At 33.0% G+C, this 14,070-nt stretch carries 14 protein-coding genes; all 14 read left to right on the forward strand.

The genetic code is table 11. The annotated features are described in order from the left end of the window. The first annotated feature begins 15 nt into the window (after positions 1-15). From ispE to OWM07_RS00540, 14 genes are read left to right on the forward strand one after another with little or no spacing between them, the layout of a single operon-like run. Positions 16-858: a 4-(cytidine 5'-diphospho)-2-C-methyl-D-erythritol kinase gene (gene ispE / locus OWM07_RS00475; protein ID WP_423301706.1), complete on the forward strand. Its 843-nt coding sequence runs from the start codon at positions 16-18 to the stop codon at positions 856-858. Positions 859-869: 11 nt separating this feature from the next. Then, the gene (locus OWM07_RS00480; protein WP_423301707.1) at positions 870-1,826 is read left to right on the forward strand and encodes a ribose-phosphate pyrophosphokinase; all 957 of its coding nucleotides are present in this window, start codon (positions 870-872) and stop codon (positions 1,824-1,826) included. Further along, a complete protein-coding gene (pth, locus tag OWM07_RS00485; RefSeq protein ID WP_423301708.1) occupies positions 1,826-2,416 on the forward strand; it encodes an aminoacyl-tRNA hydrolase in 591 nt (196 codons plus the stop codon). Before OWM07_RS00480 ends, pth begins: the two co-directional genes overlap by 1 nt. Further along, on the forward strand, positions 2,401-4,419 hold the full coding sequence (locus OWM07_RS00490; protein ID WP_423301709.1) for a sodium-translocating pyrophosphatase: 2,019 nt from the start codon (positions 2,401-2,403) through the stop codon (positions 4,417-4,419). The genes pth and OWM07_RS00490 overlap by 16 nt, the downstream gene beginning before the upstream one ends. A 56-nt stretch (positions 4,420-4,475) precedes the next feature. Then, a complete protein-coding gene (gene ychF / locus OWM07_RS00495; RefSeq protein ID WP_423301710.1) occupies positions 4,476-5,567 on the forward strand; it encodes a redox-regulated ATPase YchF in 1,092 nt (363 codons plus the stop codon). Next, on the forward strand, positions 5,560-6,336 hold the full coding sequence (locus OWM07_RS00500; RefSeq protein ID WP_423301711.1) for an SH3 domain-containing protein: 777 nt from the start codon (positions 5,560-5,562) through the stop codon (positions 6,334-6,336). The genes ychF and OWM07_RS00500 overlap by 8 nt, the downstream gene beginning before the upstream one ends. Continuing rightward, positions 6,333-6,812 (forward strand): cyclic pyranopterin monophosphate synthase MoaC, encoded by a 480-nt coding sequence (gene moaC / locus OWM07_RS00505; RefSeq protein ID WP_423301712.1) that lies wholly within the window; start codon positions 6,333-6,335, stop codon positions 6,810-6,812. Before OWM07_RS00500 ends, moaC begins: the two co-directional genes overlap by 4 nt. 8 nt (positions 6,813-6,820) lie before the next feature. Next, positions 6,821-7,654, forward strand: a complete 834-nt coding sequence (locus OWM07_RS00510; protein WP_423301713.1) for a nitrilase-related carbon-nitrogen hydrolase — start codon at positions 6,821-6,823, stop codon at positions 7,652-7,654. Then, entirely contained in the window at positions 7,655-8,482 is an 828-nt protein-coding gene (locus OWM07_RS00515; RefSeq protein ID WP_423301714.1) for an NAD+ synthase, read from the forward strand. Positions 8,483-8,500: 18 nt separating this feature from the next. Beyond that, positions 8,501-9,967 carry an IMP dehydrogenase gene (gene guaB / locus OWM07_RS00520; RefSeq protein WP_423301715.1) on the forward strand — a complete coding sequence of 489 codons (1,467 nt, stop codon included), beginning with the start codon at positions 8,501-8,503 and terminating at the stop codon, positions 9,965-9,967. Between the two features lie 38 nt (positions 9,968-10,005). Further along, positions 10,006-11,559 carry a glutamine-hydrolyzing GMP synthase gene (gene guaA / locus OWM07_RS00525; protein ID WP_423301716.1) on the forward strand — a complete coding sequence of 518 codons (1,554 nt, stop codon included), beginning with the start codon at positions 10,006-10,008 and terminating at the stop codon, positions 11,557-11,559. 2 nt (positions 11,560-11,561) lie between these two features. Further along, positions 11,562-12,794 carry a lipoprotein-releasing ABC transporter permease subunit gene (locus OWM07_RS00530; RefSeq protein ID WP_423301717.1) on the forward strand — a complete coding sequence of 411 codons (1,233 nt, stop codon included), beginning with the start codon at positions 11,562-11,564 and terminating at the stop codon, positions 12,792-12,794. Then, the gene (locus OWM07_RS00535) at positions 12,794-13,441 is read left to right on the forward strand and encodes an ABC transporter ATP-binding protein (RefSeq protein ID WP_423301718.1); all 648 of its coding nucleotides are present in this window, start codon (positions 12,794-12,796) and stop codon (positions 13,439-13,441) included. Before OWM07_RS00530 ends, OWM07_RS00535 begins: the two co-directional genes overlap by 1 nt. Continuing rightward, entirely contained in the window at positions 13,441-14,052 is a 612-nt protein-coding gene (locus OWM07_RS00540) for a trimeric intracellular cation channel family protein (protein ID WP_423301719.1), read from the forward strand. Before OWM07_RS00535 ends, OWM07_RS00540 begins: the two co-directional genes overlap by 1 nt. The last annotated feature ends 18 nt before the right edge of the window (positions 14,053-14,070 follow it).

The following is a 14,070-nucleotide window of genomic DNA, read 5'->3' on the forward strand; positions in this document are numbered from 1 at the left end:
AAAAATCGGGAAATTATGGAATCGGTATTTGCTAATAGCTATGCGAAGATAAACCTATTTCTTTATGTCACGGATAAAAGAGAGGATGGTTATCATAATATTTACTCACTTTTTAGCAAGATAAATTTGTATGACACTATAAAAGTTGAAAAGGCCAATAAGTTTCAAATTATATGTAATAATGAAAAGATACCAGTAGATAGAAGAAATTTTATTTATAAAGTTTATGAAAAGTTAAGAGAATACTTTCAGAAAGAATTTCCTGTAAAGGTTTATCTTAACAAAAGAATCCCTATTGAGGCTGGATTAGGTGGAGGAAGTAGTAACTGTGCAATATTTTTAAAACTGATGAATAAGCTATTCAATTTAAATTTATCTCTGAATGATATGGTTCAAGTGTTAGCTAAAGTAAGTGCAGATGCTCCGTCATTTTTATGGGATAAAGGGGTGTTGGCAGAAGGGATAGGCGATAAAATTGTAGCAACTATTGATTTACCAAAAAGTTATATATTGTTAGTAAAACCTAATTTTGGAGTTAGTACAAGGCAAGTGTATAATAATAAAAATTTGAAGTTGACAACTAAACCACATATTACTAATATTCACTCGCTTTCAAACTTAAATGTTTTGTGCGAATTAATGTATAATAGTTTAGAAAAACCTGTGTTTGGCAATAATAAAGAGCTTATTTTTATAAAAAAGATGATGACAGAATATGGTGCAGTAAAATCTCTAATGTCAGGTAGTGGTTCCACGATATTTGGAATTTTTAATTCTAAGAAGAGTTTGGATAATGCTTATAAATATTTTAAAGCAGTGAATAAAAGCTATTTTGTTTATAAAACTAATATAATTTAGGAGAATAAAGGATGGGCAAAGATATGGATTTTTTAGTTTTTTGTGGAAATTCTAATAAACAGCTTGCTGAAGAGATAGTTAAAAAACTTGGTATGAGACTTAGCGATGCTACAGTAACTCAATTTAGTGATGGTGAAATATTTGTAAGGATTAATGAGAGTGTTAGGGGCAGAGATGTTTTTGTAATTCAATCAACTAATAATCCAGCGGAAAAGCATCTTATGGAATTGATGATAATGGTTGACGCATTAAGAAGAGCTTCAGCAAATTCTGTGACAGCCGTAATCCCATATTTTGGTTATGCAAGGCAGGATAGAACTGTTGAACCAAGGGTACCTATTACTGCAAAGCTTGTGGCTAATCTTTTGACCACATCTGGAATAAATAGAATGGTTACAATGGATTTGCATGCTGGTCAAATCCAAGGTTTTTTTGACATCCCAGTTGACAACTTATATGCTTCACCAATTATTACTAAGTATTTAATAGAAAATGATATGCAAGGGGAAAATTTTGTGATTGTTTCTCCTGATGCTGGAGGTGTCCCAAGAGCTAGGGCTTATGCAAAAATTTTGAATACCTCTTTAGCAATTATTGATAAAAGAAGAACAGCTCCAAATGAAGCAAAAGCGATGCATGTTATTGGTGATGTTAAAAATAAGCATGTTATTATAGTGGATGATATGATTGATACTGCAGGTACATTGACAGAGGCTGCAAATGCTGTTTTGGAAATGGGAGCAAAAAGTGTTAGGGCTTGCGCAACCCATGCAGTATTAAGTGGCCCTGCAATAGAAAGGATAGTAAATAGTGCACTTGAAGAAGTTGTGGTGACAAATACGATAGAGCTTTCAAAAATCAAAATTTCCATATCAAAGATTAAAGTTTTATCTGTTGCAGATATATTTTCTGAGGCAATAAGAAGGATACATAAAAAAGAAAGTATAAGTTCTTTATTCACAAACTAATGGGTAAAAAATTGATTGTTGGCCTGGGTAATCCAGGTAAAGAATATGAAAAAACTAGACATAACATAGGTTTTATGGTTTTAGATGAAGTAGCATCTTACTTTAACGTAAACTATAAAAATGGTTTTAAAGGTGTTTATGGTGAATATAAAAATTGGCTTTTTTTAAAACCTTTTACTTATATGAATAGAAGTGGGGAATCAGTTAGGGGAATAGTAGATTTTTATAAAATAAATGTTGAGGATATTTTGGTTATTCATGATGATCTCGATATGGAATTTGGTAAGATAAAGTTTAAAAAAGGTGGCAGTGATGGTGGGCATAATGGTATTCGTTCTATTATAAATCATTTAGACAGTGCTGATTTTTATAGATTTAAAATAGGTATATCAAAACCGTTGCGCCCAGAATACACTGCAAAATATGTTTTAGCAGAATTTAATAGTTTTGAGAAAAAAGTGTTGCCAGATTTGCTACTTTTATGTAGAAATGCTATCCAGTGTTTTATTGAGAGTGGGGTTAAGGCAGCAATGAATAATTTTAATAATAAAAAAATAGAGAAGGAGGATAACCAATGTCGTCAACCTTAATGTATCTTGCTCCAGTTATGGGGGTTGCTGGTCTGATAATTGCATTTCTAATTTATAATTATATCAAAAGTCAGCCAGTTGGTAATGAAAAGATGAAAGAGATCTCTGATATGATCCATGAAGGTGCAATGGCTTTTCTTGGTAGGGAGTATAGGGTACTTTCTATCTTTGTGATAATTGTTTTTGTATTGATGCTATTTTCTAAAGACTTAGGCTTTAAAACGGCTGTTGCTTTCTTAAGTGGTGCTATTTGTTCAGTATTAGCAGGTTTTTTCGGTATGAAATCTGCTACCAGAGCTAATGTAAGGACAAGTGAGGCTGCAAGAAGCAAAGGGATGGATGCTGCACTTTTTGTATCTTATAATGGTGGTGCAGTAATGGGGCTTGCTGTTGCAAGTCTTGGTTTATTGGGTGTAGGGATCTTTTTTGCAATTTTTGGTGATCCTGAAAATGCAAAGTATATAAACGGATTTGCTATGGGTGCATCATCAATTGCTCTTTTTGCTAGAGTTGGTGGTGGTATTTATACAAAAGCAGCGGATGTTGGCGCTGACCTAGTTGGTAAAGTAGAAGCAGGTATTCCTGAAGATGACCCAAGAAACCCTGGTGTTATTGCGGATAATGTTGGTGATAATGTTGGTGATATTGCAGGGATGGGTGCTGATATTTTTGAATCTTATGTAGGTTCTATAATTGCAACAGTAGCAATTGCTGCAACTGCAAATGAAGCATTACTTGCTAAACTTGGTGGTGCAAATCTTCAAGCATATTTGATGTATTTACCAGTGTTCTTTGCAGTTATTGGATTGGCAGCATCATTAATTGGTGTTTTCTCTATGAAAGTTCTTAAAAATACAGACCCTCAAAAAGCTTTGAGATACTCTACTTTTATTGGTGCTATACTTTTTATAGTAGGTGCCTATATTGCGATTAAAGCTTTTGGAATAAGTACTGGGGTTTTCTGGGCTTTATTCCTTGGAACAATTGCTGGTATTGCAATAGGTTTAATTACAGAATATTACACATCTGCAGCACCTGTACGCAGAATTGCTGAAGCTTCTAAAACTGGTCCTGCAACTAATATTATTCATGGATTTGCTGTTGGATTGGAAAGTACAGTTTTACCAATTGTAATGATATGTATTGCAATTTTTGTAGCTAATAGTGCAGCAGGCTTATATGGGATAGGTATTGCAGCTGTGGGTATGCTTGCTACTGTTGGTGTAACTATGACAGTTGATGCTTATGGTCCAATTGCTGATAATGCTGGTGGTATCTCTGAAATGGCTGAGCTTGGACCTGAAGTTAGGAAAATTACAGATAGTTTAGATGCTCTTGGAAATACTACTGCTGCTGTTGGTAAAGGGTTTGCTATTGGTTCAGCAGCTTTGACTGCTTTGGCTCTTTTTGCTGCTTATAGTAGTAGTGCTAAAATTGATATTATAGATATTACTCATCCTAACGTTGTAATTGGTATGTTAATAGGTGGTTTCCTACCATTTTTAATTGCTGCATTAACTATGACTTCTGTTGGTAAAGCTGCCGGTCAAATGGTTGAAGAAATTAGAAGACAGTTTAGAGAAATACCTGGTCTTCTTGAAGGTAAACCTGGTGTTAAGCCTGATCCAAAAACTTGTGTTGATATCTCTACAAAGGCAGCATTAAAAGAGATGGTTTTACCTGGTGTAATAGCTGTTATTGCACCAATAATAGTAGGTTTTGGTATTGGGAAAGAAGCATTAGGCGGTATGCTTGCTGGTGCGACCATAACTGGTGTGTTACTTGCACTGCTTATGGCTAATGCTGGTGGTGCTTGGGACAATGCTAAAAAGGCTATAGAAAAAGGTGAAATCCCTGGTGAGAAAAAAGGTGGTGAGGCTCATAAAGCTGCTGTAGTGGGAGATACAGTTGGAGACCCATTTAAAGATACAAGTGGGCCTGCAATGAATATATTAATAAAATTGATGAGCATTGTTTCTTTGATAATTGCTCCATTGTTATAAAAAAGGCCGCTTTTAGCGGCCTTTTTTATTATAAATTTTGTTATAGAGAGGTTTAAATGGGATTTAATTGTGGAATAATTGGTTTACCAAATGTGGGGAAATCTACAATATTTAACGCTCTAACTAGGGCAAGAGCAGAAAGTGCAAATTACCCTTTTTGCACAATTGATCCAAATATTGGAATTGTAAATGTTCCAGATGATAGGCTTTATTTTATAGCTGATTGTATTAAGCCTAAAAAAATTACCCCAACTGTAATGGAATTTGTTGATATAGCTGGACTTGTAAAAGGTGCTAGTAAAGGAGAGGGTTTGGGTAATCAGTTTTTATCTAATATAAGACAGGTTGATGCTATTGCTCATGTTGTAAGATGTTTTGATGATGAAAATGTTGTGCATGTTCATGGAAAGGTTGATCCTATCAATGATATAGAAGTTATAAATACAGAGCTATTATTAGCCGATTTAGAAGTTTTAGAAAGAGCTATTATAAGATTAGAAAAAAATGCTAAAAGTGGTAATAAAGAGTTGAAAGAAAGGGTTTCTTTTTTAAAAGATCTATATAAAAAATGTTCTGAGGGCAACTTATTGAGAAATGTTTTAACTGAAGATGAAAAAGCATTTTTAAAAGAATATAATTTATTAACATTAAAACCTATGATGTATGTGATGAATGTTGATGAAGATGGTATTTTTGAAGATAATGATTATGTGAAAAAAGTTAATGAATTAGCAGAAAAAGAGAATGCGAAGACTGTAAAAATTTGTGGGAAAATGGAAGCTGAACTAGCAGAATTGGATGAGGATGAAGCCAAACAATATTTGAAAGAGATGGGTATAGAAAAATCTGGATTGGAATTAATGATATTAGAAGGGTATAAATTACTTGATTTAATAACATTTTTTACTGCTGGGGAAAAAGAAGTTAAAGCTTGGACAATAAAAAATGGTACTACTGCCGTAAAGGCTGCAGGGAAAATCCATACTGACATTGAGCGAGGCTTTATTAGAGCTGAAGTTGTTGATTTTGATACTTTTAAAGAATATAAATCTCTGCAAAGAATTAAAGAATTGGGGAAACTTAGATTAGAAGGGAAAGATTATATAGTAAAAGATGGGGATATTATCTATTTTAGATTTAATGTTTAAAAGTTTTTATACTTTATGTTTGATAACTTTATTCTTCAATTTATCTTATGCAGATAATGAAACTTCGTCAAAAAAATATGTGGAATTTCTTGGTAAAGTAAAGCGAACTACTTATGTTTATAAAGAGCCAAGCTTATCTTCTAAGAAATTAAGGGTTTTGTATGAAGGGTTTAAAATAATCATAATACAAGATTATAATAACGATTGGTATTTAATAAAATACAATAATGTAAAAACAGGTTATGTATTAAAAAAATATGTTGAGATAAAAAATACATTAAAAAAAGAGGTAAAAAGAGGGCCTTACCAATTAAAAAAGATTGAAATAGATTTAGATAGTTTAATCAAACGATACAACTTTTATATGAAAGAGTCTAAATATTATTTAGAAACTGGGTATGTTCCAGTATTTAAGTTTGAATCAATAACTAAAAAAGGTGATACCCTTGAAGTAAAACTTGTGTATACATTGGATGTTAAAGATGGTGTAAAAAAAATTGATATTAATAATCCTTTTCAAGATGTGCTAAAGCAATTGATTGAAGTGATATTTTTTAAAATGTTTGTTGAAGAAGCTAAAAGTTATGTGATTAAAATATATGAGTACAAAGATAATAAAAAAGTGGAATATGTCAAATTGAGATATCAATATAATGATAATAAATATTTTGAAATTAAAAATTATGATGGTAAAATATGGGATTATATTGAAAGTACACTAGATATTAACTTACTTTTTAAAACATTACCTTTAAAGGGGGTAAAATGAAACTCACACATTTTGATGAAGATGGTAGAAGTAAAATGGTGGATGTGAGCGAAAAGAGGGATACTTTTAGAGAGGCACATGCATCAGGTTTTATATATATGAGACAAGAGACTTTGGATTTAATATTAAATAAAAAGATTGAAAAAGGTAATGTGTTTGAAGTAGCTAGAGTAGCTGGAATTATGGCTTTAAAAAGAACATCTGATTTAATCCCAATGTGCCATCCTTTAAATATCACAGGTGCTGAAATACATTTTACTCCTGAGCCAGGTAAAAATAGGATAAAAATTGACTGCAAAGTTAGATTGACTGGGAAAACTGGAGTAGAAATGGAAGCATTAACAGGTGTGTCTGTCGCTGCTCTGACAATTTATGATATGTGTAAAGCTGTTGATAAAGAGATGGTTATTTCAGAGATAATGCTGTTAAAAAAGACTGGTGGAAAAAGTGGAACTTTTGTTAGAGAGCTAAAATAGGGGGGCTTATGCCTAAGATTTCGATAGCTCAAATAAAGCCTTTTTTAGGTGATGTAAATAAAAATTTCGAAAAGCATATCGAAATAATAGAAAGAGCAATAGAATCAAAATCTGATATAATTGTTTTTCCCGAATTATCTTTAACTGGTTATTTTTTGAGAGATTTGGTTGTAGATACTGGATTAAATATAACTTCTTCAGTTTTTAAAAAATTCAAAGAGTTATCAAAATATATTTCAATTATTGTGGGTGGTGTCTTTGAAGATGTAGATTATTTATCTTACAATTCAGCATTTTATTTTGAAAATGATGGTATGAAGCATATACACAAAAAAGTGTACCTACCTGATTATACAATGTTTGAGGAGGGGCGATATTTTACAGCTGGAAATAATTTTAAAGTTTTTGATACTAAACACTTTAGAAGTGGTTTACTGATATGTGAAGATGCCCTTCAGGCAAGTTCCATTTATGCAATGAAATTACAAAAGGTGGAAGTAATATATGTGATTTCAAATAGTCCTGCAAGAGGTATATACGAAAATAAATTTTATGTTAAAGATTTTTGGTATACAGCATTAAAATATATGGCATTAAGTTGTAATTCTTATGTGGTTTTTGTAAATAGAGTAGGGGTTGAAGAGGGAGTTACTTTTTGGGGTGGCTCATGTATTTTTTCTCCTATGGGGGAAGAAGTGATAGAACTTCCACTGTTTGAGGAGGCAATTGTTTCTACAAATATAGATAGATCTGAGATTAAGAGAAGTCGTGTGATTTCCCCATTTTTAAAAGATGACAAATCATACATTATATCTGAAATTATAAAAAATATGGAGAAATAAATGGCTAATGGCAGAATAAGTCTTAATTATGATTTGGTTACGAAGATATTGACAAGTTTTATAAAAGAAGAAGTGGAAAAAATAGGTATTAAAAATGTAGTAGTAGGTTTAAGTGGTGGTATAGATTCTGCTTTAAGTGCTACATTGGCTACATTAGCATTGGGTAAAGATAGGGTTTATGCTTATGCTTTACCTTATAAAACTAGTAGTAAAGAGAGTCTTGATGATGCAAAGTTAGTTGCTGATTTTTTGGGAGTAAACTTTGAGATAATTGAGATAACAAACTTTGTTGACCCCTATTTTAAAATAAATCCAAATATATCAAACCTTAGAAAAGGGAATGTAATGGCTAGAATGAGGATGATAGTTCTTTTTGATAAATCAGCAGAAGTTGGTGGTATTGTTTTAGGTACTAGCAATAAGACTGAGCTACTTTTAGGTTATGGGACATGGTATGGAGATCTTGCTTGTGCAATCAACCCAATTGGTGATTTATATAAAACTCAGGTTTGGGAACTGGCAGAATATTTAAATATTCCAAAAAGAGTTATAGAGAAGAAGCCAACAGCTGATTTATGGGAAGGTCAGACAGATGAAGAAGAACTGGGATTTACTTATCGTGATGTGGATAGATTGTTAAAGGCAATGATTGATGACAGAAAAGATAAAAGTGAACTTTTAAGGATGGGATTTACGGAAGAGTTTATAGATAATGTGAAAGAAAGGATTAGAAGAAATCAGTTTAAAAGGCAATTACCAGTAATTGCAAAAATTAGCAATAGAACAATTGATAAAGATTTTAGATATAGTAGAGATTGGGGATATTAAAATAAGGAGAGGTTTTACATGAGTGATAAGATAATCAAAGAAGCATTAACATTTGATGATGTGTTTCTTATTCCGCAAAAAAGTTCTTTTTTACCTAAGGATGTTTCTACAGCTACATCTTTAACAGCAAAAATTAAGCTTAATATCCCAATTGTTAGTGCTGCGATGGATACAGTAACTGAGGCGAGGATGGCTATTGCAATTGCTCAAGAAGGTGGACTTGGTTTTATTCATAAAAATATGAGTATAGAAGAACAAGCTGAAGAGGTTGATAAGGTTAAGCGATCTGAAAGTGGGATGATAGTGGATCCAATCACAATAGAGCCTGAAAGAACTGTTCAGGATGCATTAGACCTGATGGCTAAGTATAAAATAAGTGGTATCCCTGTGGTTAAAGGGCATAAACTGGTGGGGATTATTACTAATAGAGATTTGCGTTTTGTTACAGATTATACTGGCAAGGTTGAAAAATACATGACAAAGGAAAATCTTGTAACAGTTCCTGTGGGTACATCATTAGAAGAGGCTAAAGAACATCTTCAAAAACATAGAATTGAAAAATTATTGGTGGTGGATGATAATTTTGAATTAAAAGGGCTCATTACTATCAAAGATATAAATAAGAAATTAAAATATCCTAATGCAACAAAAGATGAGCTTGGAAGACTGAGGGTTGGTGCAGCTGTTGGAGTGGGGCCAGATACTTTTGATAGGGTAGATGCTTTACTGGAAAAAGGGGTTGATGTTATTGTAGTGGATACAGCTCATGGACATTCTGTAAAAGTAATTGAAACGGTAAAAGCTATAAAGAAAAAATATCCTGATTTGGATTTAGTGGCTGGAAATGTAGCCACAGCTGAAGCTTGTGAAGATTTAATAAAAGCTGGTGCAGATTGTGTAAAGGTGGGGATTGGACCTGGTTCTATTTGCACTACGAGAGTTGTAGCAGGTGTTGGGGTGCCTCAAATTACAGCTATAATGGATTGTGCTAAAGTTGCTGATAAATATGGAATTCCGATAATTGCTGATGGTGGGATAAAATTTTCTGGAGATATTGTTAAAGCAATAGGTGCTGGTGCGTCTGTAGTTATGATAGGTTCACTTTTAGCTGGTACTACAGAATCACCTGGAGAAATAGAGCTTTATCAAGGTAGAAGTTATAAAGTTTATAGAGGGATGGGTTCAGTTGGTGCGATGAAAAAAGGAAGTAAAGATAGATATTTCCAAGATGAAATGGATATGGAGGGCAAATTTGTTCCAGAAGGGATAGAAGGTAGAGTGCATTACAAAGGGGATTTAAGTCATACGATATATCAGCTCGTCGGTGGTCTTAGAGCAGGTATGGGGTATTGTGGATGTGCTACCATTGAAGAATTAAGAAAGAATGCAAAATTTGTAAAAATTACAAACTCTGGTCTAAGAGAAAGTCATGTGCATGATGTGATTATCACAAAAGAAGCACCAAACTATTGGATATCAACATAATTTTATTGGATTACAGATAATTGATATAGGGGTGAATAATGGACTATTTGCACAATAAAATATTGATTTTAGATTTTGGGTCTCAATATACACAGCTTATAGCCAGAAGAATAAGAGAAAGCAGGGTTTATTGCGAAATATTTCCATTTAATATTGGATTGGAAAAGATAAAAGAGTTTAATCCAAAAGGTATAATTTTATCAGGTGGTCCTAAGAGTGTATATGATGAAGATGCACCTTTTGTAAGTGAAAAGATATATGAGCTTGGTGTACCTGTTCTAGGTATATGTTATGGGATGCAGCTAATGTGCAAACATTTTAATGGTGTTGTTGGTAGAGCTGAAAAGAGAGAATATGGTTATGCTGAACTAATTGTTAATCAAAAGGAAATACTCTTTGATGATATACCATTGGAGGATGGGAAGTTAAAAGTATGGATGAGTCATGGCGATAGATTGGAAAAAATGCCTGAGGATTTTATTGTAATTGGAAGAACTGATAATTCACCTGTAGCAGCTATGAAACACAAAGAGAAACCGTTTTATGCACTTCAGTTTCACCCTGAGGTTGCTCATACCGATTACGGTAGCAACATTTTAGCAAATTTTGCTATTAAAATTTGTGGGTGCTTGCCTGTTTGGACTGCTGGTAATTTTATTCACAATGAAATAGAAAAGATTAGAGAACAGGTTGGTGATAAAAAGGTTTTGTGTGCACTTAGTGGTGGAGTTGATTCATCTGTTGTTGCTGTTTTATTAAATGAAGCTATTGGAAAAAATTTAACATGTGTCTTTGTAAATAACGGTTTATTGAGAAAAAATGAGGCTGAGCAAGTAGTTAAAACATTTAGAGACAATTTTAATATAAATCTTATTTATGTGGATGCTGAAGAGGAATTTTTAAAGGCTTTAAGAGGGGTAACTGACCCTGAGAAAAAAAGAAAGATTATAGGCAATCTCTTTATAAAAATCTTTGAAAGAGAAGCTGAAAAGCTTGGTAGGTTTGATTTTTTAGCTCAAGGAACACTTTATCCAGATGTAATAGAGTCTGTTTCCTTTAAAGGCCCTTCTGCAACCATTAAAACCCATCATAATGTGGGTGGTTTGCCAGAAAAGATGAATTTCAAACTGATTGAGCCTTTAAGAGAACTTTTTAAAGATGAAGTAAGGCAAGTAGGTTTAGAGTTGGGTCTGCCAGAGGATATTGTTTATAGACACCCTTTCCCTGGCCCTGGGTTAGCCATTAGAGTGATTGGCGATATTACAAAAGAGAGATTAGATATTTTAAGAGAAGCTGACTTTATAGCTATTGAAGAAATAAAAAAAGCAGGACTTTATAGAGAAATTTGGCAGGCTTTTACTGTGCTTTTGCCTGTGAAAAGTGTTGGTGTTATGGGGGATGAAAGAACCTATGAGCATGTGCTCGCTTTTAGAGCTGTTACAAGCCTTGATGGAATGACTGCAGACTGGGCTAAAATCCCCTATGATGTGCTGGCAAGGATTTCAAATAGGATAATAAATGAAGTTAAAGGGATTAATAGAGTAGTTTATGATATTAGTTCAAAGCCACCAGCAACTATTGAGTGGGAGTAATTGTGGCTAAAATAGATGGGTTTATAGCCTTTAGATATTTAAAATCAAAAAAATCATCAAAAGTTTTATCATTTATATCTTTTATCTCCATTGTTGGTATTGTTCTTGGTGTTGCTACATTGATTGTAGTAACGAGCGTTTTAACTGGGTTTTCAGAAAATTTAAAAGAGAAAATAGTTGGAGCAAACTCTCACATCGTAATAAATAAATTAGATGGAACACCAATAGAAAATTGGAAGGAAATTGCAAAAAAGGTCGAAAAAGTTGATGGTGTGGTTGCAGTTGCCCCTTTTATCATGAGTCAGGTTCTGGTGAGTACCAAAGATGCTGTTAATGGAGTTGCTGTAAAAGGGATAATACCAGAATTGGAAGTTAAGGCCACAAATCTGGGTAAATTTATAAAACAGGGGGATTTAAAATTTCTAAGTGATAATTCTACAAAACCTTATATCGCCATTGGAAAGGAGCTTGCAAATACTTTGGGTGTTGTTGTTGGTGACGATGTCGTTTTGATTTCCCCTTTTGGGAAGAAAGGGCCTTTTGGATTTACACCAATCATGAAACATTTTAAAGTGGGAGCTATTTTTGATACTGGGATGTATGAATACAATAATTCATTGATATTTGTAGATTTAAATGTGTTAAAAAATTTTTTCAAAATAAAAAGGGAAGGGGTATCTGGCCTTTCTGTAAAAACTATTGATTTTAATAAAAGTGGTGAAATAGCAGCGAACATTCAAGCAAAGCTTGGGTTCCCTTATTGGGCTAGGGATTGGCTCAGTATGAATAGAAATCTTTTTAGTGCATTAAAACTGGAAAAAGCTGCTATGTTCGTCATACTTACATTGATAGTGGTGGTGGCATCGTTTAATATAATAAGCCTTATTACGATGACAGTAAAAGATAAAAGAAAAGATATAGCAATTTTGAGATCTTTTGGAGCTAATCAGAAATTGATAAGAAAAATTTTTGTGAAACAGGGGTTATTTATTGGTATTGTGGGAACAATAATTGGTGATATACTTGGCTATTTAATCTGTTTTATATTGGAAAAGTATAAAATTATCAGCTTACCAGAGGATATTTACTATATGGATAGAATACCAGTAAAGATTATGCCAGAAGTGTTTATCATTGTATCTATATGCGCTGTGATAATTACATATTTTTCTTCTATTTATCCTGCGAAACAAGCAGCAAAACTTGATCCTGTAGAACTGTTGAGGAATGAATAATGTTGTTGGAAGCCAAAAATCTATCTAAGACCTTTAAAAAAGGTGATTATTTGATAAAGGTCTTGGATAATTTTAACTTTGAAGTAGACAAAGGTGATTTTATAGCAATTGTTGGCCCTTCTGGAGCTGGGAAATCCACACTTTTACATATCCTTGGTGGTTTAGAAAAACCTGATAACGGATTTGTTTTATTAAATGGTGAAAATATATATCAGAATGAAAAAGAGCTTGATAATATTAGAAATCAGTATTTTGGGTTTGTTTTTCAATTTCATTATCTTTTGGACGATTTTACCGCAATAGAGAATGTGGCTTTGCCTGCTATGATAACTGGTAAAAAAGATGAAGCTTTTAAAAAGGCAAAAGCTATATTGGATAAGATGGGTTTAATTAATAGATTAAATCATTTCCCAAATGAGTTATCAGGTGGAGAGCAGCAAAGAGTTGCCATTGCAAGGGCTCTGATAAATGATCCTCTGATAATATTTGCTGATGAACCTACAGGAAATTTAGATAAAGAAAATAGTAAAACTGTTATTGATGAGTTTAAAAGATTGAATGAACAAGGGATAACCATATTGATGGTAACACATGATGAGCATATTGCTTCTCAGGCAAAGAAAATTTTGCGATTAGAAAAAGTATAATGTTACCAAAATTTATCTATCTATTTGATCTTGTAGGTACTGCCGCTTTTGCAGCAAGTGGTGCTGTTGCGGGTGTAAGAAAGAAGATGGATTTATATGGAGTGATTTTTCTTGGAGTAGTAACCGCTGTTGGTGGCGGTACTTTAAGAGATATTGTTGTGGGAAGAATTCCACCTTTCATTTTTAGAGATTATAATTATTTGATTATTTCTATTTTGGTATCACTGATGACTTTTTATTTTCATAGATTAATAGAGAGAAGATTTAAATTTTTGCTTATTATGGATGCTTTAGGGCTTGGAATATTTACTGTGATTGGGACATCAATAGGGATGGAATATAATATTGGGATGATAGGCTCGGTATTTTTGGGTGTAATGACAGGTACCTTTGGCGGAATGATAAGGGATGTTTTACAACAAGAGGTGCCACTAGTACTTCAAAGGGAGATATATGCTTCTGCTTGTATAGTGGGTGGTTTTTTTTATCTTCTTGCTCACAAAATGGGGCTGAGTGAAACTTTTAGTGTAACTTTAGCTGTATTAGTTGTTTTTTCTATAAGACTCATATCTATTTTTAAAAATTGGAATTTACCAAAACCTAAAGTATAAATTAATCGGTCTGGAGGT

It is taken from the genome of Deferribacter thermophilus, assembly GCF_049472675.1.
GTDB lineage: Bacteria > Chrysiogenota > Deferribacteres > Deferribacterales > Deferribacteraceae > Deferribacter > Deferribacter thermophilus.

Excerpts from the sequence above, each read along its gene's own strand:
- ispE (WP_423301706.1), top strand. The coding sequence starts at position 16 with ATGGAATCGGTATTTGCTAATAGCTATGCGAAGATAAACCTATTTCTT.
- OWM07_RS00480 (WP_423301707.1), top strand. The coding sequence starts at position 870 with ATGGGCAAAGATATGGATTTTTTAGTTTTTTGTGGAAATTCTAATAAA.
- pth (WP_423301708.1), top strand. The coding sequence starts at position 1,826 with ATGGGTAAAAAATTGATTGTTGGCCTGGGTAATCCAGGTAAAGAATAT.
- OWM07_RS00490 (WP_423301709.1), top strand. The coding sequence starts at position 2,401 with ATGTCGTCAACCTTAATGTATCTTGCTCCAGTTATGGGGGTTGCTGGT.
- ychF (WP_423301710.1), top strand. The coding sequence starts at position 4,476 with ATGGGATTTAATTGTGGAATAATTGGTTTACCAAATGTGGGGAAATCT.
- OWM07_RS00500 (WP_423301711.1), top strand. The coding sequence starts at position 5,560 with ATGTTTAAAAGTTTTTATACTTTATGTTTGATAACTTTATTCTTCAAT.
- moaC (WP_423301712.1), top strand. The coding sequence starts at position 6,333 with ATGAAACTCACACATTTTGATGAAGATGGTAGAAGTAAAATGGTGGAT.
- OWM07_RS00510 (WP_423301713.1), top strand. The coding sequence starts at position 6,821 with ATGCCTAAGATTTCGATAGCTCAAATAAAGCCTTTTTTAGGTGATGTA.
- OWM07_RS00515 (WP_423301714.1), top strand. The coding sequence starts at position 7,655 with ATGGCTAATGGCAGAATAAGTCTTAATTATGATTTGGTTACGAAGATA.
- guaB (WP_423301715.1), top strand. The coding sequence starts at position 8,501 with ATGAGTGATAAGATAATCAAAGAAGCATTAACATTTGATGATGTGTTT.
- guaA (WP_423301716.1), top strand. The coding sequence starts at position 10,006 with ATGGACTATTTGCACAATAAAATATTGATTTTAGATTTTGGGTCTCAA.
- OWM07_RS00535 (WP_423301718.1), top strand. The coding sequence starts at position 12,794 with ATGTTGTTGGAAGCCAAAAATCTATCTAAGACCTTTAAAAAAGGTGAT.
- OWM07_RS00540 (WP_423301719.1), top strand. The coding sequence starts at position 13,441 with ATGTTACCAAAATTTATCTATCTATTTGATCTTGTAGGTACTGCCGCT.